The 26,035-nt window shown below is 63.4% G+C and carries 25 protein-coding genes; 17 read left to right on the top strand and 8 right to left on the bottom strand.

Annotation, left to right across the window (positions count from 1 at the left end; all coding sequences use genetic code 11):
• Window positions 1-56: 56 nt before the first annotated feature.
• Window positions 57-407 (top strand): hypothetical protein, encoded by a 351-nt coding sequence (locus ASC85_RS28635; RefSeq protein WP_057452315.1) that lies wholly within the window; start codon window positions 57-59, stop codon window positions 405-407.
• Window positions 408-533: 126 nt separating this feature from the next.
• Here ASC85_RS28635 and trxA read toward each other — a convergent pair whose 3' ends face one another.
• The 3 genes from trxA to ASC85_RS28620 form a co-directional block, all read right to left on the bottom strand.
• Entirely contained in the window at window positions 534-1,406 is an 873-nt protein-coding gene (gene trxA / locus ASC85_RS28630) for a thioredoxin (protein WP_057452314.1), read from the bottom strand.
• A 165-nt stretch (window positions 1,407-1,571) separates the two neighbouring features.
• Window positions 1,572-2,231 carry a class I SAM-dependent methyltransferase gene (locus ASC85_RS28625; protein ID WP_057452313.1) on the bottom strand — a complete coding sequence of 220 codons (660 nt, stop codon included), beginning with the start codon at window positions 2,229-2,231 and terminating at the stop codon, window positions 1,572-1,574.
• The gene (locus ASC85_RS28620) at window positions 2,228-2,692 is read right to left on the bottom strand and encodes a YbaY family lipoprotein (protein ID WP_057452312.1); all 465 of its coding nucleotides are present in this window, start codon (window positions 2,690-2,692) and stop codon (window positions 2,228-2,230) included. The genes ASC85_RS28625 and ASC85_RS28620 overlap by 4 nt, the downstream gene beginning before the upstream one ends.
• A 127-nt stretch (window positions 2,693-2,819) precedes the next feature.
• Between ASC85_RS28620 and nrdR the strand changes: the two genes are divergently transcribed.
• The 12 genes from nrdR to ASC85_RS28560 all read left to right on the top strand — a co-directional run bounded on the left by nrdR (window position 2,820) and on the right by ASC85_RS28560 (window position 11,493).
• Window positions 2,820-3,284: a transcriptional regulator NrdR gene (gene nrdR / locus ASC85_RS28615; RefSeq protein WP_013694316.1), complete on the top strand. Its 465-nt coding sequence runs from the start codon at window positions 2,820-2,822 to the stop codon at window positions 3,282-3,284.
• Window positions 3,281-4,414 carry a bifunctional diaminohydroxyphosphoribosylaminopyrimidine deaminase/5-amino-6-(5-phosphoribosylamino)uracil reductase RibD gene (gene ribD / locus ASC85_RS28610; RefSeq protein ID WP_057452311.1) on the top strand — a complete coding sequence of 378 codons (1,134 nt, stop codon included), beginning with the start codon at window positions 3,281-3,283 and terminating at the stop codon, window positions 4,412-4,414. Before nrdR ends, ribD begins: the two co-directional genes overlap by 4 nt.
• 46 nt (window positions 4,415-4,460) lie before the next feature.
• The gene (locus ASC85_RS28605) at window positions 4,461-5,138 is read left to right on the top strand and encodes a riboflavin synthase (protein ID WP_057452310.1); all 678 of its coding nucleotides are present in this window, start codon (window positions 4,461-4,463) and stop codon (window positions 5,136-5,138) included.
• 16 nt (window positions 5,139-5,154) lie between these two features.
• Complete coding sequence (gene ribBA, locus ASC85_RS28600; protein WP_046064816.1) at window positions 5,155-6,246, top strand: bifunctional 3,4-dihydroxy-2-butanone-4-phosphate synthase/GTP cyclohydrolase II; 1,092 nt, start codon at window positions 5,155-5,157, stop codon at window positions 6,244-6,246.
• Window positions 6,247-6,337: 91 nt separating this feature from the next.
• Entirely contained in the window at window positions 6,338-6,814 is a 477-nt protein-coding gene (gene ribH, locus ASC85_RS28595; RefSeq protein WP_003206025.1) for a 6,7-dimethyl-8-ribityllumazine synthase, read from the top strand.
• Window positions 6,811-7,311, top strand: coding sequence for a transcription antitermination factor NusB (nusB, locus tag ASC85_RS28590; RefSeq protein ID WP_003185935.1), 501 nt, complete (start codon window positions 6,811-6,813; stop codon window positions 7,309-7,311). Before ribH ends, nusB begins: the two co-directional genes overlap by 4 nt.
• A gap of 18 nt (window positions 7,312-7,329) precedes the next feature.
• Window positions 7,330-8,295, top strand: coding sequence for a thiamine-phosphate kinase (gene thiL, locus ASC85_RS28585; protein WP_057452309.1), 966 nt, complete (start codon window positions 7,330-7,332; stop codon window positions 8,293-8,295).
• Window positions 8,292-8,795, top strand: a complete 504-nt coding sequence (locus ASC85_RS28580; RefSeq protein WP_003206020.1) for a phosphatidylglycerophosphatase A family protein — start codon at window positions 8,292-8,294, stop codon at window positions 8,793-8,795. The genes thiL and ASC85_RS28580 overlap by 4 nt, the downstream gene beginning before the upstream one ends.
• 11 nt (window positions 8,796-8,806) lie before the next feature.
• Entirely contained in the window at window positions 8,807-9,565 is a 759-nt protein-coding gene (locus ASC85_RS28575) for a substrate-binding periplasmic protein (RefSeq protein ID WP_057452308.1), read from the top strand.
• A 109-nt stretch (window positions 9,566-9,674) separates the two neighbouring features.
• Window positions 9,675-10,292: a GTP cyclohydrolase II gene (ribA, locus tag ASC85_RS28570; protein ID WP_003206015.1), complete on the top strand. Its 618-nt coding sequence runs from the start codon at window positions 9,675-9,677 to the stop codon at window positions 10,290-10,292.
• Window positions 10,289-10,708 carry a hypothetical protein gene (locus tag ASC85_RS28565; RefSeq protein WP_057452307.1) on the top strand — a complete coding sequence of 140 codons (420 nt, stop codon included), beginning with the start codon at window positions 10,289-10,291 and terminating at the stop codon, window positions 10,706-10,708. The genes ribA and ASC85_RS28565 overlap by 4 nt, the downstream gene beginning before the upstream one ends.
• Window positions 10,708-11,493: a cobalamin-binding protein gene (locus ASC85_RS28560; protein WP_057452306.1), complete on the top strand. Its 786-nt coding sequence runs from the start codon at window positions 10,708-10,710 to the stop codon at window positions 11,491-11,493. The genes ASC85_RS28565 and ASC85_RS28560 overlap by 1 nt, the downstream gene beginning before the upstream one ends.
• A 138-nt stretch (window positions 11,494-11,631) precedes the next feature.
• Here ASC85_RS28560 and ASC85_RS28555 read toward each other — a convergent pair whose 3' ends face one another.
• From ASC85_RS28555 to ASC85_RS28535, 5 genes are all read right to left on the bottom strand, one after another.
• The gene (locus tag ASC85_RS28555) at window positions 11,632-13,512 is read right to left on the bottom strand and encodes a TonB-dependent receptor domain-containing protein (protein ID WP_057452305.1); all 1,881 of its coding nucleotides are present in this window, start codon (window positions 13,510-13,512) and stop codon (window positions 11,632-11,634) included.
• An 87-nt stretch (window positions 13,513-13,599) separates the two neighbouring features.
• Entirely contained in the window at window positions 13,600-15,498 is a 1,899-nt protein-coding gene (gene dxs / locus ASC85_RS28550) for a 1-deoxy-D-xylulose-5-phosphate synthase (RefSeq protein WP_057452304.1), read from the bottom strand.
• 115 nt (window positions 15,499-15,613) lie between these two features.
• On the bottom strand, window positions 15,614-16,501 hold the full coding sequence (ispA, locus tag ASC85_RS28545) for a (2E,6E)-farnesyl diphosphate synthase (protein WP_057452303.1): 888 nt from the start codon (window positions 16,499-16,501) through the stop codon (window positions 15,614-15,616).
• On the bottom strand, window positions 16,498-16,740 hold the full coding sequence (locus tag ASC85_RS28540) for an exodeoxyribonuclease VII small subunit (protein ID WP_003185917.1): 243 nt from the start codon (window positions 16,738-16,740) through the stop codon (window positions 16,498-16,500). Before ASC85_RS28540 ends, ispA begins: the two co-directional genes overlap by 4 nt.
• 146 nt (window positions 16,741-16,886) lie before the next feature.
• Complete coding sequence (locus tag ASC85_RS28535) at window positions 16,887-18,023, bottom strand: Fic family protein (RefSeq protein WP_057452302.1); 1,137 nt, start codon at window positions 18,021-18,023, stop codon at window positions 16,887-16,889.
• Window positions 18,024-18,321: 298 nt separating this feature from the next.
• Between ASC85_RS28535 and ASC85_RS28530 the strand changes: the two genes are divergently transcribed.
• Genes ASC85_RS28530 through ASC85_RS28515 form a run of 4 tightly spaced genes read left to right on the top strand, consistent with a single transcriptional unit; the run spans window position 18,322 to window position 26,034 of the window.
• Window positions 18,322-19,080, top strand: a complete 759-nt coding sequence (locus ASC85_RS28530) for a YfaP family protein (protein ID WP_044059332.1) — start codon at window positions 18,322-18,324, stop codon at window positions 19,078-19,080.
• Window positions 19,081-19,115: 35 nt separating this feature from the next.
• Complete coding sequence (locus tag ASC85_RS28525) at window positions 19,116-20,825, top strand: DUF2138 domain-containing protein (protein WP_057452301.1); 1,710 nt, start codon at window positions 19,116-19,118, stop codon at window positions 20,823-20,825.
• Window positions 20,810-21,469 carry a DUF1175 domain-containing protein gene (locus tag ASC85_RS28520; RefSeq protein ID WP_057452300.1) on the top strand — a complete coding sequence of 220 codons (660 nt, stop codon included), beginning with the start codon at window positions 20,810-20,812 and terminating at the stop codon, window positions 21,467-21,469. Before ASC85_RS28525 ends, ASC85_RS28520 begins: the two co-directional genes overlap by 16 nt.
• Window positions 21,466-26,034: an alpha-2-macroglobulin family protein gene (locus ASC85_RS28515; RefSeq protein ID WP_082534532.1), complete on the top strand. Its 4,569-nt coding sequence runs from the start codon at window positions 21,466-21,468 to the stop codon at window positions 26,032-26,034. The genes ASC85_RS28520 and ASC85_RS28515 overlap by 4 nt, the downstream gene beginning before the upstream one ends.
• Window position 26,035 lies beyond the last annotated feature (1 nt).

Raw genomic sequence — 26,035 nt, 5'->3', positions numbered from 1 at the left:
GGCGTCGCGCAAGGGCCATGGGAGCATGCGAACATGAAATATTCAGGAGCACGGTGATGTTGCGGATACGCGGAACCGTCGGCGATTGGCCGGTGGACTTGTCGATCGAAATGGATGAGGGCGACTGGGCGCAGCTCGGCGCGCAGTTGCAAGTGGCCAAGTCCGAGGGTGTGGCGGTACCGGCGACCAAACCGGTGAGTCAGGACGACGCCCAGTGGCAGATCGCCAAGGAACTGCTGCGCAAGGCCGGGCAACTGAGCGGCCCGGACCTGCTGGAACAGCTCGAAGGCCTGACCGGCAGCGCCTCGGCGGGCAAGCGCCTGTTGGTGCGCTTGCGCCATAGCCCGGATGTAAAAGTCATCAGCGGCGGCGACACTCCACTCTACAGCTGGCACGAAACCGCGTAGGAGCTGTGTAGGAGCTGTCGAGCGGAGCGAGGCTGCGATCTTTACCCAGACGCTTGAATCTCAAGCGAAAGATCAAAAGATCAAAAGATCGCAGCCTCGCTTCGCTCGACAGCTCCTACAGGGGAATCAATACAACGCCGCGAACAGCTTGCGCCGATAAGTCGTCACCAGCGGATGATCGTTGCCCAGCAGTTCGAACACCTGCAGCAAGGTCTTGTGGGGCAGGCCTTCGTTGTAGCTGCGGTTACGCACGAACAGCTTGAGCAGTGCATCGAGGGCCGCTTCGTACTGCTGGCGCGCCAGTTGCTGGATCGCCAGTTGGTACACCGCTTCATCGTCCTGCGGGTCTTTCGCCAGGCGCGCCTTGAGGTCGGCGGCGTCCGGCAGGTGCTTGGCCAGGCCGAGGAACTGGATCTGCGCCTTGGCGCCGGCGAGGGCGGCCTTGTGCTCGTCGCTTTTCACCGCGTCGAGCACGGTCTGCGCTTCGTCCAACTCACCGCGCTCGGTCAGGCAGCGGGCATACAGGATCAAGGCCTTGGCGTTGGTGTTGTCTTCACCCAGCAATACCGTGAGCACGGCTTCAGCGTCGGCGAAACGACCGTCGTCGAACAGCGCCTGGGCCTGTTCGAACGGATCGGCCGCAGCCGGCGGCGGCATCTGCACATGGGGTTCGAGCATGGTTCGCACCGCCGACTCCGGCTGGGCACCGGCAAAGCCGTCGACGGGTTGGCCGTCCTTGAACAACACCACCGTTGGCAGGCTGCGAATGCCGAAGCGGGCGACAATGTCCTGCTCGATGTCGCAGTTGACCTTGGCCAGCAGCAGTTCGCCCTGATAGCTCTCGGCAATGGTTTGCAGCATCGGCATCAGGGCTTTGCACGGCGCACACCACTCGGCCCAGAAATCCACCAGTACCGGTTTGTGGAAAGAGTTCGCGATCACCGACTGGTCGAAATCGGCGGTGGTGGCGTCGAAGATGTAGGGCGTTTCCTGAGTCATGGGCAATCTCGTAGAGCGCTTGAATGGGGCAACTATACGGCTTGGTGGGGGTGGCTGAAAGCAGGGAGGTCTTTCGTCTTGTGGTGTCCGGTAGGACGCCTTCGCGAGCAAGGGATCTCAAGTGTTCAGGCGACTCCTGTGGGAGCGAGCTTGCTCGCGATGCTTTTAAGGCTCGCGCCGCGCGTGGTACAGGCTCACATGCCGAAACTCTTCAGGCTCGGCCAGGTCCGGCAAGGTCATGGCCTGGAGCATTTCGATGCGTCGGTACAGCGGATGCTGGAAATCCCGCACCCGGGAGTCGGCCACCAACGCCTCACGGCCACGGCTGAGGAACTGGTCGAGCAGCGGCAGGTTGGCCCGGTCATAGAGCACGTCGGCGACCAGGATCAGGTCGAAGCGATCGGCCTCGGCGAAGAAATCCGTTGAATAACCCAGCTCCACGCCATTTAGCTCGGCATTGGCCTGGCACGCGGCAATCGCCAGCGGGTCGAGGTCGCAGGCCACCACTTCCAGCGCCCCGGCCTTGACCGCCGCGATGCCCGCCACGCCGGAACCGGCGCCAAAATCCAATATGCGCTTGCCCTCGACCCACTGCGGCTGTTCGGCCAGGTAGCGGGCCATCGCCAGGCCGCTGGCCCAACAGAAGCTCCAATAGGGCGGCTCGTGGAGAATGCGGCGGGTTTCTTCCGGGCTGAAGGCGCGATCCATGTTGTCGCCGTCGATCAGCCACAACTTCAAGTCAGCGCCGGGTAGCGGGCAGGCTACCAGGCGCGCGTCGCCGAGCAATTCACTCAACGCCCGTTGCAGGTCTTGCGGTGCACTCATGGCGCTTTGACGAATTGCAGGGCGCCCAGTGCCTGGGTGGTCGGTTGGCCGATGCGTTGCTGCGGCAGGTGCAGGATCAACTGGCCTGACTGGCTGGCGCGGCCACGCAGTTCCACGCGGGCGCCGACCGGGAAGGCATCGGGGTTGAAACGCAGGCGGAAGGGCAGGGCCTGGTTGGTGCCGATCAGGCTGGAGCTGGCGAGTAACTGCTGTGGGCGGTCCTTGTCATCGATCACCAGCAACGCCAGTTCGACCTCGGCTCCGGCCGGTACGCCTTGCAAGGTGCCGCTCAATTCGCGCTGATACGCCGGCAGCGGCCCCAGTTCGGCCGCCTGGCGGGCTTTTTCCTGGGCCTGTTTCGGCGCTGGGGCCGGGGCGGGAGCGGCGGGCTTGGGGGCGTCGCTGCTGCACGCCATCAGCAGGCTGAAAAGACTGAGCAAAACGAGCGATCGTAGCGGCATGTGTGGCTCCAGCAAGGTGAATTCCATGGATCTGACGGTAAGCCCGTCTGTATACCGTAAACCCTATGGCTTGTCTTGCCAGTGGGATGCGCTACCATGGCCCTCCCTTTTTTTGTTGCCTGCCACCATGCACTGTCCCTTCTGCGGTGCCAACGACACCAAGGTCATCGACTCGCGACTGGTCGCCGAGGGCGAACAAGTCCGCCGCCGCCGCGAATGCCTGGCTTGCGGCGAACGTTTCACGACGTTCGAGACCGCTGAACTGGTGTTGCCGCGCCTGATCAAAACCGACGGCAGCCGCCAGCCGTTCGATGAAGAAAAACTGCGCGCCGGCATGCAGCGCGCCCTGGAAAAACGCCCGGTGAGCGTCGAGCGCCTGGAAGCGGCGCTGGTGCACATCAAGCACAAGCTGCGGGCGACCGGCGAGCGTGAGGTCAAATCCCTGGTGGTCGGTGAGTTGGTGATGGCCGAGTTGCAGAAGCTCGATGAAGTCGCCTACATCCGTTTCGCCTCGGTGTACCGGCGCTTCCAGGACCTGAACGAGTTCCGTGAAGAAATCGACCGCCTGGCCCGCGAACCGGTGAAAGAATGACCGCCTCGGCGCAGCAGGCCATCCTCGACGCCCACTACATGGCCCGTGCCCTGGAGTTGGCGCGGCGCGGTCACTACACCACCCACCCCAATCCCCGGGTCGGTTGCGTGATCGTGCGTGACGGGCAGATTGTCGGCGAAGGCTGGCACATCCGCGCTGGCGAGCCCCATGCTGAAGTCCATGCCCTGCGCGCCGCTGGCGAACAGGCCCGCGGCGCCACGGCCTACGTGACCCTTGAGCCGTGCAGCCATCACGGGCGTACGCCGCCGTGTGCCGATGCGCTGGTCAACGCCGGCGTGGCGCGGGTGGTGGCGGCGATGCAGGACCCCAACCCGGAAGTCGCCGGGCGCGGCCTGCAACGGCTGGCCCAGGCCGGTATCGCCACCGAAAGCGGCGTGCTGGAGGGTGAAGCACGCAAGCTCAATGAAGGTTTTCTCAAACGCATGGAGCAGGGCCTGCCGTTCGTGCGGGTCAAGCTCGCCATGAGCCTCGATGGCCGCACCGCCATGGAAAGCGGTGAAAGCCAGTGGATCACCGGCCCGGCCGCACGCTCGGCGGTCCAACGCCTGCGCGCCCAGGCCAGCGTGGTATTGACCGGCGCCGACACGGTGCTGGCGGACAACGCCCGGCTGACCGTGCGCGCCGATGAGCTGGGGCTCGATGCCGAGCAGACGGCGTTGGTCATGAGCCGTCCGCCGCTGCGGGTGCTGGTGGACGGTCGTCTGCGGGTGCCGCTGGATGCGCCGTTCTTCAAGGCTGGCCCGGCGTTGGTCGCTACCTGCATGGCGGTGGAAGAACAATACGCCAACGGTCCCGAATGCATGATCGTGGCGGGCGATGACGGCCAGGTTGATCTGCATCGCCTGCTGGTGGAACTGGCGGGTCGTGGCGTCAACGAGGTGCTGGTGGAAGCCGGTCCGCGCCTGGCGGGGGCTTTCGCCCAGCAAGGGTTGGTCGATGAGTTCCAGATTTTCATCGCCGGCAAGTTCCTCGGTTCTTCGGCGCGACCGCTGTTGGACTGGCCGCTGGCGCAGATGAAGGACGCCCCGCAGCTGAAAATCACCGAAATCCGCGCCGTGGGCGATGACTGGCGAGTCATCGCCGTTCCCGTTGCGCAGGCGCGCGTATAATTCCCGGCTTTCGCGCAAGCGGCGGCCTGTTCTCGAGGAGGACTCCATGTTTACCGGCATCATCGAATCCATCGGCAGCATCCGTGCACTCACCCCCAAGGGCGGCGATGTGCGGGTCTACGTCGAAACCGGCACGCTCGACCTGAGCGACGTCAAGTTGGGCGACAGCATCGCGGTAAACGGCGTGTGCCTGACGGCCGTCGAATTACCGGGCAACGGTTTCCTGGCGGACGTCAGCCGCGAAACCCTCGACTGCACGGCCATGAACGACCTCAAGAGCGGCAGCCCGGTCAACCTGGAAAAAGCCCTGACCCCCACCACTCGCCTGGGCGGGCACCTGGTCAGCGGCCACGTGGACGGCGTCGGCGAAGTGGTCTCGCGCACGGATAACGCCCGGGCCGTGGAATTTCGCATCCGCGCGCCGAAGGAATTGGCCAAGTACATCGCCCACAAAGGCTCGATCACCGTCGACGGCACCAGCCTGACGGTCAACGCGGTGGATGGCGCCGAATTCCTGCTGACGATCATTCCCCACACCCTGAGCGAAACCATCATGGCCTCGTACCGGCCAGGTCGCCGGGTCAACCTGGAAGTCGACTTGCTGGCCCGTTACTTGGAGCGCCTGCTTATGGGAGACAAGGCCGCAGAGTCTGACTCTTCACAACGGCGGGCGGGTAACATCACTGAAAGTTTTCTGGCCGCCAACGGCTACCTCAAATCCTGACCCAAGGGGGTGCCGCGTGGCGCTCAATAGCATCGAAGAACTGGTTGAAGACATCCGCCAAGGCAAGATGGTCATCCTCATGGATGACGAAGACCGCGAGAACGAAGGCGACCTGATCATGGCCGCCGAGTGCTGCAAGGCCGAGCACATCAACTTCATGGCCAAGCACGCCCGTGGCCTGATCTGCATGCCGATGACCCGCGAGCGCTGCGAGCTGCTGAAGCTGCCGCTGATGGCGCCGCGCAACGGCTCGGGCTTCGGCACCAAGTTCACCGTGTCCATCGAGGCCGCCGAGGGCGTGACCACCGGTATCTCCGCCGCTGACCGCGCACGCACGGTGCAGGCCGCTGCCGCCCGGGACGCCAAGGCCGAAGACATCGTCAGCCCCGGCCACATCTTCCCGCTGATGGCCCAGGCTGGCGGCACCCTGGCCCGCGCCGGCCACACCGAAGCGGCATGCGACCTGGCGCGCATGGCCGGCTTCGAACCCAGCGGCGTGATCTGCGAAGTGATGAACGACGACGGCACCATGTCCCGTCGTGCGGAGCTGGAAACCTTCGCCGCCGAACACAACATCAAGATCGGCACCATCGCCGACCTGATCCATTACCGGATGATCCACGAACGTACCGTTCAGCGGATTGCCGAGCAGCCGCTGGACAGCGAACTGGGTCAGTTCAACCTGGTGACCTACCGCGACTCGGTGGAAGGCGACGTGCACATGGCGCTGACCCTGGGCACCGTGTGCGCCGAAGAGCCGACCCTGGTGCGCGTGCACAACATGGACCCGCTGCGCGACCTGCTGATGGTCAAGCAACCCGGTCGCTGGAGCCTGCGGGCCGCCATGGCCGCGGTGGCCGAGGCCGGCAGTGGCGTGGTGCTGCTGCTCGGCCACCCGCTCGATGGCGACGTGCTGTTGGCGCACATCCGTGAAACCGGCGACCAGGCACCGGTGAAAAAACCGACCACCTACAGCATCGTCGGTGCCGGTTCGCAGATCCTTCGTGACCTGGGCGTGCGTAAAATGCGCCTGATGAGCGCACCGATGAAATTTAATGCGATATCCGGTTTCGATCTGGAAGTTGTAGAATACGTGCCCTCCGAATAATAGCCCGGGATTTTCCGGCCCTGTATTCGTGGCTAATATCACTGAGGAGCGCGTTATAGAACGCGCTCCGGCTCTTTAAGAGATCTGACGAATGACCCTGAAGACCATCGAAGGTACCTTCATCGCCCCCAAAGGCCGCTACGCTCTGGTAGTGGGCCGTTTCAACAGTTTCGTGGTCGAGAGCCTGGTTGGCGGTGCGGTCGATGCCTTGGTTCGCCATGGCGTGAGCGAAAGCGACATCACCATCATCCGTGCCCCTGGCGCCTTCGAAATTCCGCTGGTTGCGCAGAAAGTCGCTCAAAAGGGCGAATATGCGGCGATCATCGCCCTGGGCGCGGTCATTCGTGGCGGTACTCCGCACTTCGAATACGTGGCCGGCGAATGCACCAAGGGCCTGGCCCAGGTGTCCATGGAATTCGGCGTGCCAGTCGCTTTCGGCGTACTGACCGTTGATTCCATCGAGCAAGCCATCGAACGTTCCGGCACCAAGGCCGGTAACAAAGGTGCCGAAGCTGCCCTGTCCGCCCTGGAAATGGTCAGCCTGCTGGCGCAGTTGGAGGCCAAGTGATTAGCGACGAAAGCGATCGTTTCAACCCGCGCGATCCAAAGCCTGCGGATGCCGGCAAGCCATCGAAGAGCGTCAAGCGCCGCGAAGCCCGTCAGCTCGCGACCCAGGCGCTGTACCAATGGCACATGGCCAAGCAATCGCTGAACGAGATCGAAGCGCAGTTTCGGGTCGACAACGATTTCAGTGATGTTGATGGCGCTTACTTCCGCGAGATCCTGCACGGGGTTCCGCAGTTCAAGACCGAAATCGACACTGCGCTCACGCCTTGCCTGGACCTGACCATCGAAGAGCTGGACCCGGTTGAACTGGCGGTGCTGCGCCTGTCCACCTGGGAACTGCTCAAGCGCGTCGACGTACCGTACCGCGTGGTGATCAACGAAGGGATCGAACTGGCGAAAGTCTTCGGTTCAACCGATGGCCACAAGTTCGTCAACGGTGTGCTCGACAAACTCGCCCCGCGTCTGCGTGAAGCTGAAGTGAAGGCGTTCAAGCGCTGATTGGCGCTTGCAGCGACTATGGGCGAATTTGAGCTGATCCGTAACTACTTCGCCGCCGCGCCTTGCGCGCAAGGCGGCGAGGGCGTTGCGCTGGGGATCGGCGACGACTGCGCCTTGCTGGCCGTTCCTCCCGGGGAACAGCTGGCGGTGTCCACCGACACGCTCGTGGCCGGTGTGCATTTTCCAGACCCTTGCGACCCGTTCCTGCTCGGCCAGCGCTCGCTGGCCGTGGCGGTCAGCGACCTGGCTGCCATGGGTGCCAACCCTTTCGCCTTTACCCTTGCCCTGACCTTGCCGACGGTGACCACCGATTGGCTGCAAGCCTATGCCCGCGGCTTGAACCAGATGGCCCAGGCCTGTGGCGTGGCGCTGGTGGGAGGCGATACCACGCGTGGGCCCCTGAGCCTGACCATGACAGTGTTCGGCCACGTGCCGTCCGGCCAGGCCCTGACCCGTAGCGGCGCACGGCCCGGCGATCTGCTGTGTGTGGGCGGCGAGCTGGGCAATGCCGCTGGCGCATTGCCGCTGGTGCTCGGCCAGCGCCGCGCCGAACCTGTGATTGCCGAGCCGTTGCTGGCCCATTACTGGTCGCCACGTCCGCAGATCGACTTGGGCCTGGCATTGCGTGGCAAGGCCAGTGCGGCGATGGATATTTCCGATGGCCTGCTGGCCGATTGCGGGCATATCGCCCTGGCGTCCGGGGTGGCCTTGCAGGTTGAACGGGACCGACTGCCGTTGTCCAACGCTTTGGTAGCGTTTCTTGGCCGGGCGGACGCCGAGCAGGTGGCCCTGAGCGGCGGTGACGATTACGTGCTGTTGTTCGCCGTGCCACCGAGCCGATTGTCGGCGTTGCAGGCCGCAGGCTGGCCGATACACGTGATCGGCAGCGTACTGGCCGGGCAAGGCGTCACGCTGGTCGACAGCGTCGGGCACGACATCACCCCGCCAGTGCGGGGCTATCAACATTTTCGGGAGACACCGTGACAGATCATCCCAACCAGGTCCCGGCAGAGTTCGTTCCGCCTTCGGTCTGGCGCAATCCCTGGCATTTCCTGGCATTTGGCTTCGGTTCGGGGACTTTGCCCAAAGCCCCGGGCACTTGGGGCTCGCTGGTTGCGCTACCCTTCATACCGCTGTGGCAGATGTTGCCTGACTGGGGCTACTGGTTGATGCTGGGCATCACCATGCTGTTTGGCTTCTGGCTGTGTGGCAAAGTGGCGGACGACCTTCGGGTGCACGATCATGAAGGTATCGTCTGGGACGAAATGGTCGGCATGTGGATCACCCTGTGGCTGGTACCGGAAGGCTGGTATTGGTTGCTGGCGGGTTTCCTGGTGTTCCGTTTCTTCGATATCCTCAAGCCGTGGCCGATCCGCTGGATCGACCGGCACGTACACGGAGGTGTCGGCATCATGCTCGATGATGTTTTGGCCGGGGTTTTCGCCTGGCTGGCAATGCAAGGATTGGTGTGGTGTTTCACCTGAGGGAGTCAGGCATGGGCGTAAGCCGCGCACTACTGCTGTTGCTGTGTTTGGGAGCCTGTATAGGGGCGAGGGTGGCCGAGTCGATGCCGCTGCCTGACAAGGTCCGCGCGGCCAGCGAGGAGTGGGCCGATTACACCCAGGCCGATGGCCAGGGAATGGGCTGGGACATCTTGCGTGCAGTGTTCGAGCCTGAAGGCGTCAAGCTGGAGATCCGCAGCGTGCCCTACACCCGCTCGATCGGGTTGGTGCAGCGCGGCGAGGTCGATGTGCAGGTCGGTGCCTATCGGGATGAGTCCGAAGGCGTGCTTTACCCGAAGTGGCACTATGACGTCGATCACATCTATGCCCTGGGGCTGGCGTCCAAGCCGACGCCCACCCTGGCGACGATTGGCAGCTATCGGCTGGTATGGATGCGCGGCTACGAATACAACAACTACCTGCCGAACATCCGGCGTTTCAATGAGATTCACCGGTCGGTGGGTATCTTGCCGATGCTGATTCATGAGCGAGCGGACTTTTACATCGATGCATCGATGGAAATCGAAGAAGTGCTCGCCAAGGCCGACGACCCCAAGCAATTCAAACTCTCGCCGCTGATCAATTTGCCGCTGTACCTGGGCTTCGCCAACAACGAAAACGGCCGTGTGCTGCGTGCGCTGTTCGACCGACGCATGGAAGTGCTGGCGAAGAACGGCGAGTTGAAGCCGATTTTCGAACGCTGGAAGCAACCCTATCCTTTCGACGAGCACGGCAAGCCACCGAAGCCTTGATCAAACTTTTCGATGCTGATAGGCGATAATTCAGCCTAAGCGTCTGTCGGATCGTGCTGTTACAATGCCCGCCTCTGCGAATCTCCAGTACTAGATCAGGAGCACACCGGTGCCTGTCGTTTTTGTTGCCGCTTCCAAGCTGCCAACGCCGTTTGCGCAATTCACCATGCATGGTTTTCTCGATGAGGCCACCGGCCGCGAGCACGTCGTGCTCAGCCTGGGTGATTTTACCGACGGTTCTCCGGTGTTGGGCCGCCTGCATTCCGAATGCCTGACCGGCGACGCGCTGTTCAGCCAGCGCTGCGATTGCGGTTCGCAACTCGAGGCCGCGCTGCAGGCCATCGCCCGCGAAGGCCGTGGTGTGTTGCTGTACCTGCGCCAGGAAGGTCGTGGCATCGGCCTGTTGAACAAGATCCGTGCCTACGAACTGCAAGATGGCGGCGCTGATACCGTGGAGGCCAACGAGCGCCTGGGCTTTGCCGCCGACCTGCGTGACTACAGCATTTGCCTGCCGATGCTCGAACACCTGGGTATCAAGTCCCTGCGGCTGATGACCAACAACCCACGCAAGGTCAAGGCGTTGACCGACATGGGCATCGTGGTGGCCGAGCGTGTGCCGCTGCACACCGGTCACAACCCCCACAACAAACTCTACCTGGCGACCAAGGCCAGCAAGCTCGACCACATGATGGGTAACGAGCACCAAGGCGAGGTTGACCGGGCATGACGCGCGATCAGGTTCGGCGGCGGCTGTCCGTCAGTTGGTGGAAATACCTGGCCCTGGCCTTGCTGCCACTGTTCATGATCAACGCGGTGTTCGGCCAGGGCGAAGCGATTCTGCCGGTGCTGGAGATGCCGTTGTTCATTGCCGGCATGGCGTCGATGTTTGTCAGCCTGCGATTCTTCAGGCCGTACAGGGACGCTCTGATCGCCACCCAGAAAGCCCTCGACACGCGCGAAGAGCCCCAGGCTTGGATTGACCTGGCGGCCCGTCGTCGCGCCGCCTTCCTGGTGGCCGGGCTACCAGCCTGGGTCGGTGCCCTTGCAGTGTTCGTTGGCCTGGAAGCGGTGCCGTTGATGCTGCTGGCCTTGTCGACTGCCGTGTTGTTCTACCTGTACCGCATCCCGCGCCAACTCGGCTGATGAACCGCTGGCTGGCGGTCTTGCTGCTGGCCGTCAGCGCTTCGACGATGGCGGCTTCGCGGGTCGTCAGCCTCGCGCCGTCGCTGTCGGAAATCGTCGTTGAACTGGGTTCCGCCGACCTCTTGGTGGGCGTGCTGGATGGCGGTGATCGTCCGCCAATCCTTAAAGACCTGCCTTCCGTCGGGCGTTACGGCCAGCTGGACATGGAGCGCTTGCTGAGCCTCCAGCCCGACCTGCTCCTGCTCTGGCCTGGCAGTGTCGGCCCGGCGCAGCGCGAGCAGCTCAAGGGCTTGGGTATTCCCATTTATGTCGCCGAGCCCCGCAGCCTCGACCAACTCGTCGCGCAAATTGAAGACATTGCCATACAGCTCGGTCGTCCGGAGCGGGGCGTGCAGCGGACGGCGCAGTTGCGTGTGCGTCTTGCGGCGTTACGCCAGCGCTATCGACGGGCCCCACCGTTGCCGGTGTTCTACCAGGTCTGGGACCGGCCGCTGTACACCATCGGGGGCGGGCAGATCATCAGTGATGCGCTGGCGGTGTGCGGAGCCCGCAACGTCTTTGCCGACCTGAGCGTGCCGGCCCCGCAGGTGAGTGTGGAAGCGGTGCTGCAGCGCAACCCGCAGGTCATCCTGGCCACGGAACAGGCGCAGCTCGACGCCTGGAAAACCTGGCCGGTGGCAAAGGGGCGGTTGTTGCTGGTCAATGACAAGGGGCTGGAGCGGCCCAGCGGGCAGATGATCGAGGCGACGGCGCGGTTGTGTGAGTTGATTGCGCCAGACAGATAGACCGCGGCGTCTGCAATCGCGAGCAAGCTCGCTCCCACATGGGATTTTGTTGTGAACACAAAACCTGTGGCCACTGAAGATCAACTGTGGGAGCGAGCCTGCTCGCGATGAGGCCGGCCAGGCACCACAGGTTCTGGATCAGAGGGAGGGGGTCCAAGTAACCCCAAACAACCAGGTCCGACCCTCCTCCCGATACCCATACTGGCCCCCATCATGGCTATACAGCGCCCGGCTGTACCCCTTGTCCAGCAGGTTATCCACCTTCATCTCCAGCTTCACTTCCCGAGTCAACGCCCAACTGCCGCGCAACCCGAGCAGGGCATAGCCGCCCAGGGCATGGCGGTTGTTTTCATCGTCGTAGCTGCCACTCACCGCTTGCCAGGTGGCGCCCAGGCCCAGGCGGTCGAATTGCCGGTCCAGGTCCAGGCTCAAGGTCCGCCGGGCGCGGCGGGCCAGGGTATGGCCGCTGTCACGGTCGCGTGGGTCGATGATGGCCAGGCCCAGGTTGCCCTGCCAGCCGAACACATCCTGCAGGTAGGCCATCTCAAAACCGTTGATCCGCGCCGAGGCGACGTTCTGTGGGCGTGAGTTGCTGCCAAAGATGATCGCGTCTTCCAGGTCCGTGCGGTACAGCGAGGTCTCCAGGCGGGCGCTGTCGCTCAGTTGGCTGCGCCATTGCAACTCGTAGCTTTTCGCCGTTTCGGGTTTCAGGCCAGGGTTGCTGAAGTCCGGGTAGTACAGGTCGTTGAAGGTCGGCGCGCGGAAACTTTCGCTGTAGGTCAGCAACAGGTCGTTGTCCGGGTTGAGCGGCAGGGTGAGCGTGCCGCTCCAACTGTTCTGGCCGCCGAATTGCTGATTCTGGTCGCGACGCAGGCCCAGTTCGGTGGAGAACGTTTCGGCCTGGAAGCGATGCTGGATGAACGCGGCACGGTTCCAGCGGCTGTCTTCGTCGAACGGCGTGCTGCTGTTGACCCGGTCCTGATACCAGTCACCGCCGACGATCAGGCTGTTGCGCTCGTCCAGCGTCACGTCGTTCTGCCAAGTCACTGAATCGCGGTAGGTGTTAAAGACTTCGCGGACGTCGCTGAGCTTGTCGAAGGTCTTTTCACGGTTCTCGCTGTGGCCCAGTTCCAGGCGTGACTTCCAGGCCTCGTTGATTCGCCCGTCCACATAGGTGCTGAAGCTGCTCACCGCAAACTCGCTGTAGGGTTGCTGGGGCAGGGATTCGAAGGTGGCTGGGTCGAAGCGGCCGAACGGGTTGTCGTATTCGCTTTTGCCACGGTTATCCAGCAGGTTCAGGCCAACTTCCAGGTCATCGCTGGCCGCATGGCTCAGGCTCAGGCTGAAAGACTGGTTGCGGTTGGCATCGTCGTCGCGATCGCTGGCGTAGGACTCGCGGGTCCGATTGCTTCCGGCGCTCTCGTCAAGGCTGGCGCCGAGGTTGAAGCGGGTCTGGTCGTCGCCGCCGGACAGGCCCAGGCTGCGTTCCCAGGTCTTATGGTTGCCGACACCCACATGCAGGCGCGGCTGCAGGCCTTGCTCGTTGCCGCGACGGGTGAAAATCTGAATGACGCCGCCCACCGCATCGGCACCGTAGATCACCGAACGCGAACCGCGCAGCACTTCCACGCGCTCGATCTGGTTGATGTTCAGGCGCTGCAGGTTGCTGTCGCCGGAGGTGGCGTTGCCGATGCGCTGACCGTCCACCAGCACCAGGCTCTGGGCCGATTTGGTGCCGCGAATGTAAATCCCCGGCAGGCTGCCGCGCCCACCCAGCGGTGCCACCTGCACGCCTGGCACACGGCTGAGCAAGTCAGTGACGCTGGCCGGCTGCAAGCGATCGATGTCGTCGCGGGTGAACACGGTATTGGCGGCGCTGCTGTCGTTGCGGGCCTCGACCTGGCGGTTGGCGCTGATCACGATGTCGGGCAGCTTCAGGGCCTGGTCGCGCTCGAAGGTGTCGGCCAGCAGGTCGGGGGTGGGTAGCAGGGAGAGGGCTAGGGTGAGGCGGAGTTTCATTGACGTTCCGTGATTTCTTGGTCCACACAAAAACCAATGTGGGAGCGAGCCTGCTCGCTCCCACAGGGGATCTGTGTGGTCTGAAAATTACAGGCCCAGCAACTGCAACCGCTGGCGCACCGCCGCTTCGATCCCCACCTCGTCCAATCCACATTCGGCCAGCATCTGCGCCGGCTTGGCGTGTTCGACATAGATGTCCGGCAAGCCCAGGTGCAGCACGGACTTGAGGATGTTTTCCCGGGCCAGGAATTCGCTGACCGCCGCGCCGGCGCCGCCCATGATGGCGTTTTCCTCGAGGGTGACCAGCAGGTCATGGCTGCCGGCCATCTCGCGCACCAAGGCTTCGTCGAGGGGTTTGACGAAGCGCATGTCCACCACGGTGGCGTCCAGGGTCTCGGCGACTTTCAGGGCTTCGGCCAGTTGCACGCCGAACACCAGCAGGGCGGTTTGCTTGCCCTGGCGGCGGATCACGCCCTTGCCGATCTCGATCGGCTCGAGGTCAGTCGAGATCGTCGCGTTCGGGCCGGTGCCACGCGGGTAGCGTACTGCCGCCGGGCCATTGAACAGGTGGCCGGTGGTGAGCATCTTGCGCAGCTCGTTTTCGTCGCTCGGGGTCATCACCAGCATGCCGGGGATGCAGCGCAGGAACGACAGGTCGAAGCTGCCGGCGTGGGTCGGGCCGTCTTCGCCCACCAGGCCGGCGCGGTCGATGGCGAATAGCACGTCGAGGTTCTGTACGGCGACGTCATGAATCAGTTGGTCGTAGGCCCGTTGCAGGAACGTCGAATAGATCGCCACCACCGGCTTGGCGCCTTCACAGGCCATGCCGGCGGCGAGCGTCACGGCGTGCTGCTCGGCAATCGCCACGTCGAAATAGCGTTGTGGGTAGCGTTCGCTGAAGGCCACCAGGTCCGAGCCTTCCTTCATCGCCGGGGTAATGCCCACCAGGCGCGGGTCGGCGGCGGCCATGTCGCACAGCCACTGGCCGAACACGCCGGAGTACTTCGGTCCGCCGGCCTTTTTCGGCGCGGCCGCCGGAGCGTCCAGGGGTTCGAGCTTGGTGATGGCGTGGTAGCCGATCGGGTCGACTTCCGCCGGAGCGAAGCCTTTGCCTTTCTTGGTGACCACGTGCAGGAACTGCGGGCCCTTGAGGTCGCGCATGTTGCGCAGGGTGGCGATCAGCGTTGGCAGGTCATGGCCGTCGATGGGGCCGATGTAGTTCCAGCCCAGTTCCTCGAACAGCGTGCCGGGGACCAGCATGCCCTTGGCGTATTCTTCGGTGCGGCGGGCGATTTCCCAGGCGCCGGGCAGGCGTGACAGCACTTTCTTGCTGCCTTCGCGCATGCTGGCGTAGGTGCGGCTGGAGAGGATCTTCGCCAGGTAGTTGGACAACCCGCCAACGTTGCGCGAGATCGACATGTCGTTGTCGTTGAGGATCACCAGCATGTTGGCGTCGACTTCCGGCGCGTGGTTCAGCGCCTCGAAGGCCATGCCCGCGGTCAGCGCGCCGTCGCCGATCACGGCAATGGCCTTGCGCTCGCTGTTTTGCAGGCGGGCGGCAATCGCCATGCCCAGGGCGGCGCTGATGGAGGTGCTGGAGTGGCCGACGCCAAAGGTGTCGTATTCGCTCTCGGAGCGGCGCGGGAAGGCGGCGATACCGTCCTTCTGGCGCAGCGTGCCCATGCGTTCGCGACGACCGGTGAGTATCTTGTGCGGGTAGGCCTGGTGCCCGACGTCCCACACCAGCCGGTCGTCCGGGGTGTCGAACACGTAATGCAGCGCGATCGTCAGCTCGATGACGCCCAGGCCCGCGCCGAAGTGCCCACCGGTCTGGCCGACCGTGTAGAGCAGCTCCAGGCGCAACTCATCGGCCAGGGTTTCCAGCTCGGCTTCACCCAGGCGACGCAGGCCGTCCGGCGTGTTGGCGCGGTCCAGCAGGGGCGTGGTCGGGCGCTTGCGGGGAATCTCTTGAAACGTCGTGGGCATCAGGCGAATCGTTATAGGTATAGAAAGAGGCGGCAGTTTACCTTATGCATCGCAAGCTGCCCACGCGTAGGCCGGAACTTGGCCGATACGCACTTATGAATGGGTTGACTCTGTATCAGCTGCGTCGTTCGACGATATAGCGCGCCAAGTCGCGCAACGGCTCGGCCGCCGCGTCAAAGGGTCGCAGCGCGGCCAGGGCCTGGTCGCGCAGCTCCAGGGCATAGGCCTTGGCAGCGTCGAGGCCGAGCAGGGCCGGGTAGGTCGGCTTGTCGCGGGCGATGTCGGCGCCCTGGCGTTTGCCCAGGGTCTGGGTATCGCTTTCGACGTCGAGGATGTCGTCCTGCACCTGGAACGCCAGGCCGATGGCTCGGGCGTAGGTCTGCAAGGCTTGCAACTGGGTGGGTGTGGCCCGACCGCTGGCCAGGGCGCCGAGTTTGACGCTGGCTTCTATCAAGGCGCCAGTCTTGTGCCGATGCATGTATTCCAGGGCGCTCTGGTCCAGCTTCAGGCCCACTGAGCCCAAGTCGATGGCCTGGCCGCCGACCATTCCGGCAGGGCCTGCCGCCAGCGCCAGGGCACTGACCATGTCCAGGCGAACCTGCGCCGGGCAATCGCTCAGGGCTGGATCCAACAGGGCGCTGAAGGCCAGGCTCTGCAAACCGTCGCCGGCCAGGATCGCGCAGGCTTCGTCGAATTGCTTGTGAGTAGTGGGCTGGCCGCGTCGCAGGTCATCGTCGTCCATGGCCGGCAAATCGTCGTGTACCAGCGAATACGCGTGGATCAACTCCACCGCACAGGCGGCGCCGTTGGCCTGCTCGGCCTGGCCGCCCAAGGCTTCGCACGCGGCGTAGGCCAGCAGCGGCCGGACACGCTTGCCGCCGTTCATCACGCTGTAGCGCATGGCTTCGTACAGGCGCGCCAGCTCCGGGCTCGGGGTGCTGAACAAGCTATCCAATGCAGCATTGACCCGGGCCTGGCTGCTGGCCTGATAGGCGCCGATCATTCAGGCTGTTCCGCGTCGAAAGGTTCTTCGGTCAGCTCACCGTCACGCTCGAGCAGCAATTGCACCTTCTGCTCGGCCTGGGCCAGCGCCGCCTGGCAGTCGCGAGTCAAGCCGATACCCTGCTCGAAGGCGGTCAGCGAGTCTTCCAGCGACAATTCGCCGTTCTCCAGCCGTTCGACCAGCGTTTGCAGGTCGGCCAGAGATTGTTCGAAATCCAGTGCAGCTTTTTTGCGGGCCATGGCGGCTATTCCGGTTGACTGTTAAACCGGCGCGACACTAGCAGACATGGGGTATTGGGGCAAATCAGGACCGCCGGGCGTCACCCCGATCAGCAAGGATGTCGGAACCTGTGGCGAGGGGATAAATCCCCTCGCCACAAATGATCTCAATCAGCGGGATAGTTTATTCGGTAACGGGTGCTGCGCCCGCCGCCGGGCATCCGCTCCAGGCAACCTTTCTCCAGCAGTTCCGCCAGGTGTCGCGTTGCTGTCGCCTTGGAGACCTTGGCCACGGCTTGATATTGAGTGGCGCTGATCCCCTGCCCGAAGCCTTCTTCGCCGCCATCGAGCAACCGGTTCAGCACTTTGGACTGTTCAGGCGTGAGTGCCGAAGCTCGATGGGCCTGCCAGAACCGGGTCTTGCCCAGCACGCTTTCGATCTGTGTCATCGCTTTATGCAGGCTGTGCAACAGTGTCTGCAGGAACCAAGTCAGCCAGCCGGTGATATCCAGCGTGGCTTTCTGGCTGTTTTCCAGGATTCGGTAATAACCGGCGCGGTCGTCCAGGATGCTCACGGACATGGCGTAGAAACGGATCGCCTGAGCCTCACCCTGGGCCAATGCCAAATCGGTCAGGGTGCGGGTCAGGCGACCATTGCCATCGTCGAATGGATGCAGGGTAACAAACCAGAAATGAGCAATGCCGGCACGCAGTAGCGGATCGAGGCTGACCTGATGGCGACTGGCTTCGAACCAGTCGACGAACGTTTGCAATTGCTGTTCAAGGCCCTGGCGAGGCGGCGCCTCGAAGTGAACGATAGGTCGGTCCAGCCTGCCTGAGACCACTTGCATCGGTTCGTCACCGCGCAGCGTACCGACGCGGATCTGTCGGTGGGCAAAGTCGCTGGTTTGATCAGGAAACAACCACTCATGCCATTCCAGCAGGCGTTCGACCGTCAGGGGCTGGTTGAAATGTCGGGTCGCGTCCAGCAACAGGTTCGCCAAGCCTTCGCTGCGTTGGCTGACCGGGGTGTCGTCGACGTGCTCGAGGCCCAGGCGGCGAGCGAGGGACGAGCGCACCGAGCCGACATTCAATTGTTCTCCTTCGATAGCCGAAGAGGTCACGATGTTTTGCAGCAAGGCATCCAGTTCGTTCTGGGCACTGAGGGAAGCCGTGACCGTGCCCGTCATGCCGAGCAATTGACCTTGTGTCTGCACGCATTCGCGTAGCAGGGGGGCCAATGCTTCAGCTTGCCAGCGGAAGTCGGGCCAGTCGGGCTGTTGCCAGATCCAATGAGGTGCCATGAGCCTGTCCAGAGATGAATGAGCCGAATAATAGCGCTATTCGGCTCATTTTGTGAGCCGAATAAATCCTCTATTCGGCTCACGTCCCCCTCAGTACGTGATTTCCCACACAGAATCGCGCGTTCCCCGATTGTGAAAAAACCGTCAAATCGATACTCTTCGCGCCATCTACGGCCCCCTTGCGACGGGGCCTTCAGACGAAACCTGAATAATGACAAGCGCGCTGAGGATTAGCGCCGGGTTGCGTCGTGCATGGCAGGAGGCATACGTGCGTTTTCTTTCTTTATTGATCGTGCTGATGGGCGCGCCACTGGCGTGGGCGCAGCCTTCTGCCGAGATGTCGGAGCCGGTGGGCGGTTGGCGCTACAGCGGCTTGCTCGATCGCACCGAAAACCCGCAAGTCGCCTATCCCACACCGCCCATCGACCGGGGCGTGCAGCGCAACCGTACGATGATCGAGGGCCGGCTCAAGGCCATGGGCACGGCTCGCCAGCCCCACAGCCTGGCGGTCAATGGCAATCCACTGAACCTCTATACCGACGACGAGGGGCGTTTCGCCCGGCCGTATGCGTTCGGCGCCGGCTCCAACAGCGTCGAGGTGCGCAGCTCCGAAGGCCAGTCCCTCAAGCGCGTGCAATTCTACGAAGCCAACAACCTGCGCACCCCGGCGCAGATCCGCGTGGTGCTGGGCTGGGACGACCCCAAGGCCGAACTCGACCTGCATATCGTCACACCCGACGGCCAACATGCGTTCTTCGGCCAGCCGGCGCTGAGCAACGGCGGCGGTCTCGACCCTGATGGCGTCGATGGCCCCGGCCCTGAAATGTTCACCATGACCGCACCGATGCACGGCACCTACCTGGTCTACGTGAACTATTGGGGCAACTACGGCAGCGGCGGCTACAACTTCGATGAGACCAGCAACCAGAACGAGGTGATCACCTCGCAGATCAACCTGGTGCTCAACGAAAACACCGTCGATGAAAAACGCGAGACCTTTGTCGTGCCCCTGCGCGCCATTGGCGATCTGTTGCTGGTCAAGACTTTCAACTACTAAGTATCCGCTCCACGGATGAACAGGCCCTTGTGAATATGAGCGACAACACTGCTTCCCCGACCACGCCGACACCTGTCGCCAAACCTGTGCGCCGCTGGCCGGCGATACTGATCGGGCTGTGCCTGGTCGCCGGTGTGGCCGCCGGGCTGGGCTGGTTCATCAACAAGCCCAAGGCGCCGCCCATGGAGTTGGCGTTGGAAAAGCTCGGCGTGAGCCGTCCCGACGGCTTGCTCGAGGCCCATTCCCTGAGCCAGTTGCCCAAGGACCTGTTGGCGGTGCCGTTCCTCAAGGCCACGCTCACCGAGGACTTCGTCTTCTATTACGAGGCCCATGCCGACCGTCTCGGGCTGATCGGCAGCCTGCGCCGGATCATCTACGAGCATGACCTCAAGCTGCAGGACAGCCTGATCGAAGCACTTTTCGACCAGCCGGCCGATGTCGCGTTGTGGCGTGGTGCGGACGGTCGCCTCAAGGACTTCCTGTTGGTGATGGATCGCGGTGGCCTGGCCAAGGTCCTGGAACCGTTGGCGAAAGTCGCCCTGGACGACACTCAGTTGAGCAAGCTCAGCGACCTGAAAGTCAGCGGCGATGAAGTCGCGCTCTACCAGCTCAACTACAACGCCAGCAAATCCCTGGTCTTCGCCTCCCATGGCGACAAGCTGGTGGTGCTGTCCAACCCGACCAAGCTCTACGACAAAGGCAATGGTCCTACCGACGAACGTGGCATGGTCTCGACCCAAGCCCTGGAAGCACTGCTGGCCGGTGAAAAACTGTTCCCCGAAGCCTTCGGCCTGCCGCTCAAGGCGCCGGAGGTCAAGCAACGCATCTCGATCAACGCCAGCGTGCTCGCCATGGGCTACCAGCGTTTCATCCCGAACTTCGCCGGCTTGCGTTTCGACATGGACGACAAGGGCTGGCACAGCTTCCTGGCGATGGACGAGCTGGAAAATCAGCCGGACTTCGACTTCAAGCCGATCTGGCAAGCCATGCCCATGGGCGCCAGTGCCTGCGTGGCCTTGCCCCTGGCCGCCGAGCAACAGAAACCGTTGCTGGTAAAACTCGGTGCCGACGAAAAAGCCGCCCAGGCCATGGTCGACCATGTGGCCGGCGCGGCGGGCCTGTGCTGGTACGCCGATTCGCGCCTGTACACGCCGCTGCTGGTGGCGAGCCTGAATGAAGACGACGGCAAGCTCGACGCCGACCTGGGCAACCTGTTCGGTTCGATGGTCGGTGCTTATGAAAACAACGTTGCCGAGCATGCATTCCCGGTGGTCGAGAAGCAGCAAGGCCCGACGCACCAGTGGCTGCGTCAGGTCAGCTCCAATTTCGGCCCCTACCTGGCCAAGGAAGCGGAACAGCCTGACGCGATTACCGGCAAGGCCTTCCTGCGGGTCAGCCTGGCACGCCACGGTTCGACCTTGCTGTTCTCCCTCGATGACAAACTCGTGGACAAGGCCCTCGGCACCCTCGACAAACGCTTCCCGCCCATGGCCGACGTAGTGCCCAAGGACCTGCTGATGCCGGTCTACTTCGGCCCGGACTCCATGGCGCAGTTGATGCAGCGCGAAACCCTCGACAGCCTGCCCCAGGACATGGAGCCGGTGTTCTACAACGCCGCGCAAACCTACCTGATCCCGAAACTGCGCACCCTCGGCGGCTACGGCAAATACGCCCTGACGTTGCCTGAAGGCAGCGAGCCGGATGGCCACTGGCAGTGGCTGCCGCTGGAATGGAAAGCGCTGTGACAGCACTGATCCGCAACTCCGCGTTGACGCTGCTGCTGGCGTTGCTGCTCGGCGGGCCTGCGCTTGCCGTCGAGGCGCCGGCGTTGGACGTGCAGCAATCCCAGGTCTTTCGCGCCTGGTTTGTGCGCATCGCCCAGGAACAGCTGACCAAAGGCCCGAGCCCGCGCTGGTATCAGCAGGACTGTGCCGGGCTGGTGCGCTTTGCCGCCAACGAAGCGCTCAAGGTCCACGATGAAAAATGGCTGCGCAGCAATGGCCTGTCCAACCGCTACCTGCCGCCGGAACTGCCACTGAGCGATGGGCAACGGCGCCTCGCCCAGCAATGGCAGCAGGGCGGCGGCAAGGTCGGGCCCTACGTCAACGCCATCAAGCTGATCCAGTTCAACAGTCACCTGGTGGGCCGCGATGTCGCCCAGGCCCGCCCCGGCGACCTGATGTTCTTCGATCAGGGCGACGACCAGCACCTGATGATCTGGATGGGCCGCTACATCGCCTATCACACCGGCACTACCACCCCAACCGACAACGGCATGCGCTCCGCAAGCCTGCAACAACTCATGAACTGGAAGGACACCCGATGGATACCCGACGCAGCCAACCCCAACTTCATCGGCGTCTATCGACTCAACTTTCTCTCCCAATGACCGGTGCCCGCATGCTGCGCTTGTGTTCAAAATTGCCCCTGCTGTTTGCCCTGTTGCTGGCACCTGTCGTGAATGCCGAAGACACGGTGGAGCCCAGCGGTTACACGCCGGTGTCCGGTGAAAGCTTCTTCCTGCTGGCCGACAGCAGCTTTGCCAGCGACGAGCAGGCCATGGTCCGCCTCGAAGCGCCGGGCCGTGACTACCGTCGGTTCCGCATGGAGCCCTACGGCGGCGCCGATATCCGCGTCTATCGCATCGACAAACCGCTGGATTTCCTCAAGCGCCAGAAGAACCTGCACCGCGTGGTCAGCGATGGCCAGTTCAAGGGTGAAGGCCTGTCGAACACCCTCGCGTACCTGTGGGACAACTGGTACCGCAAGTCTCGTCGAGTGATGCAACGGGCGTTTTCCTACGAATCGCGCCAGCAAGTCACCGAAGAAGTGCCGGAACTGAAGATCGGCGACGCCCTGGTCGCGCCGACCCCGTACGACGCACCGCCACAATTCGCCTTGATCCCGGGCTTGCCGGTGGTCAGCCAGTTCCGTTATCCGCTGTGGCAGGCCAAGCCGATCCAGCCGCCTGCGGGCGTCAACCTGGCCGGCTCGTCCAGCCAGTTCGTCAACGTCGCGCCGGGCAACGTCTATGTACCGCTGGGCCAGTTGAAGCCAGGCCTGTACCTGGTGGAAGCGCTGATCGGCAAATACCGCGCGACCACCATGGTCTTCGTCTCCAACACCGTGGCCGTAAGCAAGATTGCCGGCGATGAATTGCTGGTCTGGGCCGCACGCAAGCATGAAGGGCGTTCGGTGCCCAAGGTCAACGTGCTGTGGACCGACGGCCTGGGCGTGATGAGCAGCGGTGCCACCGATGAAGACGGCCTGCTGCGCCTCAAGCACGTCAGCCCGGAGCGTTCGTTCGTCATTGGTGAAGACGAGGAGGGCGGGGTATTCGTCTCGGAAAACTTCTACTACGACAGCGAAATCTACGACACCAAGCTCTATGCCTTCACCGACCGGCCGCTGTACCGGCCGGGGGATTGGGTATCGCTGAAAATCGTCGGGCGTGAGTTCAAGAACGCCCGTGATTCAGTGCAACCGACTGCCGCCGACGTCAATGTCAGCGTGCTGGACGCCACCGGTACCGAGCTGCAAACCCTGGCCTTGAAGCTCGACTCCAAGGCTGGCACCCAAGGCCGTTTCCAATTGCCGGAAAACGCCGTGGCCGGTGGCTATGAACTGCGCTTGCGCTACAAGGACCAGCTCTACAGCAGCGCCTTTCGTGTCGCCGAATACATCAAGCCGCACTTCGAGATTGCCCTGAACCTGGCCAAGCAGGATTACCGCACCGGCGAGCCGGTCAAGGGCAACCTTGTGCTGCTGTACCCGGACGGCAAACCTGTGGTGAATGCCACGGTGAGCCTGAGCCTGCGCGCCCAGCAACTGTCGATGGTCGATAACGAGCTGCAATACCTGGGGCAATTCCCGGTCGAGCTGACCAGCAGCGAAGTGACCACCGATGCCAAGGGCAACGCGATCCTCGACTTGCCGGCCGCCGACAAGCCGAGCCGCTACACGCTCACCGTATTCGCCAGCGATGGCGCGGCGTATCGGGTCAAGACCACCAAGGAGATCCTCATCGACCGTGGCGCGGCGAATTTCCGCCTGAGCGCTCCCCAGCGGTTCAGCGCCGCCGGCCAGAAGGTCTCGTTCAGCTACGCCAATGAAGGCGGCAACGAACAAGCCAAAGCCGTGACGCCAGGCAGCTATGCCTGGGTGCGCCTGGAAGACCAGAGCACCGGCGAAGGCAAGCTGGCGGCCAAGGACAAGGGCTTCAGCCTGACCTTCGAGCGCCCTGGCACCTACAACCTGACGCTCAAGGACGACCACGGCCGGGTCATTGGTGCCGCCGCTCATGCAGTGACCGGTGAAGGCATCAAGGCCGTGCCGGGCACTGTCGAGATCGTCTTCGACAAGCCTGAATACAAGACCGGTGACGAAGCGCTGGCGCTGATCACCTTCCCGGAACCGGTCAGCGATGCGCTGCTGTCGCTTGAGCGGGACAAAGTCGAGGCCACGGCGCTGCTGTCCAAGGGCGGCGACTGGCTGAAGATGGAAAAACTCAGCGACACCCAATACCGCGCGCGCATTGCCGTGAAGGATAGCTTTGCGCCCAACCTGACCTTCTCGGTGCTGTACACCAAGGGCGGTCAGTACAGCTTCCAGAACGCTGGCATCAAGGTGGTCACGCCGCAGATCGACGTCGCCGTCGTCACCGACAAAGCCACCTATCGCCCAGGCGACACGGTGACCGTGGACCTGAGTACCCAGTTCGCCGGCAAGGCGACCCCTGCTCACCTGACGGTCAGCGTGGTGGACGAAATGGTCTACGCCCTGCAACCGGAAGTGGCCCCGACCATCGATCAGTTCTTCTATCACCCGCGTCGCAACAACGTGCGCACCAGTGCCAGCCTGTCGTTCATCAGCTACGACGTGGCACTGCCAGGCAGCCCTGGCGCGCCGGGCAAGGCCAACCGCAGCGAACGCGGGGTCAAGGTACTGGAGCGGCCACGTCGTGAAGACGTCGACACCGCTGCCTGGCAACCGGAGCTGGTCACCGACGCCAACGGCAAGGCCCGGTTCACCTTCAAGATGCCTGACTCGCTGACCCGCTGGCGCATCACCGCCAAGGCCATTGCCGACGACGGCCAAGTGGGCCAGAAGAAACAGTTCATCGCCTCGGAAAAACCGCTGTACCTGAAGTGGAGCGGCCCGACCCGTTTCCGTATGGGCGACAAGCCGCAACTGGGCCTGTTCGCCTTCAGCCAGTCTGAAAAACCCCTGAAGGCCGAGCTGCTGATCCGCTACGCCGGCGCCGAACAGCGCATGGTGGTGGACCTGAAAAACGGCATCAACTACGTGGCGCTGCCGGCTCTGGAACTGAGCAGTGGCGACTTGAACGTGCAGTTGCAATTGAATGGCGAAACCCAGGACGCCCTGGCCATGCGCTTGAACGCCAGCGGCAATGGCTGGCAAGTCACCCAGAGCCAACGCCTGGATGTGGCGAGCGGCGACACCCCGCTGGCCCTGCCGGCCGACGCCAGCGATATTCGCCTGCGCCTGGACGACAGCCCGCAAGCGTTGTTCCGTTCGGCCCTGGATGACCTGCTGAGCTACCCGTACGGTGGCGTCGAGCAGACCGCCAGCCGCCTGTTGCCGTTGAGCATTGCCTATCCGACCCTGGCGTCGAACCCGCAGATCCGCGACCGCTTGCGGTTGATCATGCAGAACAGCCGCTTGCGCCTGGTGCAGATGGCCGGCCCCTCGGCGAGCTTTACCTGGTGGGGCCAGGACGGTGAGCCGGATGCCTTCCTCACCGCCTATGCCTATTACGCCGACTGGCACGCCAGCAAGGCCCTGGACCTGAGCCTGCCGCCGGAGCACTGGCAGCGGGTGCTGGATGTCTACGCCAAGCAGGCCGGCGATACGCCGCTGCTGCAGCGTGCGCTGATCCTGTCGTTCGCCAAGCAGATGCAACTGCCGGTGAACACCCTGCTCAGCGGCTTGATGGACGACCTGGCCAAGGCCAGTGAAGACAGTACCGAGAGCGTGTTGGACAGCGGCGAAGACAGCCTGGTCATGAACGCCCCGGATTCGGCCCTTGGCTTGGCCAGTGCCCGTGTCCTGACCGCGTCCCTGGCGAAACAAGCGAAGGTGCCGTTGCCGGCGGCCTTCAGTCGTCAAGCCGATGCCGCGCAACAGCAACTTGAACTCAGCTCGCAGCCGTTCGTCGAGGCCCTGGTGCTGTCGTTGCAGAGCTTCGATCAGGCCCGCGCCACGGCATTGCTGGAGCGTGTGTTGCCGCAGCAGTCCACCTTGGAACGGGCCCTGGCCCTGACCTGGTTGCAGGGCAGCATCGAACAGGCGGCACCGGCCGTGGCCCTGGCGCCGGGCGAAGGTTGGGCAGCCAAGCAGGGTGTGACCGGTGAAACCTACTGGCAGTGGCAGGGTGCGCAGCTTCCAACGATGCTGACCCTGACCGGTGCCCAGGAGCGTCCACTGCAAGCGGCACTGAGTTTCCAGAGCCAGCAACCGCCGGTAGCGCCAATGGCCGTGTCCATCACCCGTCGCCTGTCGCGTCTGGTGCCAGGCGACGAGGCCTTCACCTTCAAGCTCGAAGCCGTGGGCAACAAACCGCTGTCCAGCGACAGCCTCTACCTGGATGAAGTGATCATCAACAGCAAGGCGCCGACGCCACTGCGCTACGGCATGCTCGAAGTGCCGCTGCCGCCGGGCGCCGATGTGGAGCGCACCACCTGGGGTATCCAGTTGATGGGCAAGGCCGACAGCGAACCGACGTCCCTGGAAAAAGCCCGCTTCGAGCCCGGCCAGATGGCGTATGCAGTGCCGGTGGATGCCCTCAGTGGCGAGCTGCGCCTGCGGCACTTGGTGCGCTTCTCCCAGAAAGGTCAGTTCACCTTGCCACCAGTGCGTTTCACCCAGGTCTACGCGCCGCAACATCAGGCGCGGGAACAGAAACCGGCGCTCGGTCAGGTCACGGTCAACTGAT

The organism is Pseudomonas sp. Root401, from assembly GCF_001425105.1.
In the GTDB taxonomy this organism is placed as follows: domain Bacteria; phylum Pseudomonadota; class Gammaproteobacteria; order Pseudomonadales; family Pseudomonadaceae; genus Aquipseudomonas; species Aquipseudomonas brassicacearum.
Note: the sequence above shows the minus strand (reverse complement) of the source record. Positions and strands in the feature narration are given on the sequence as shown.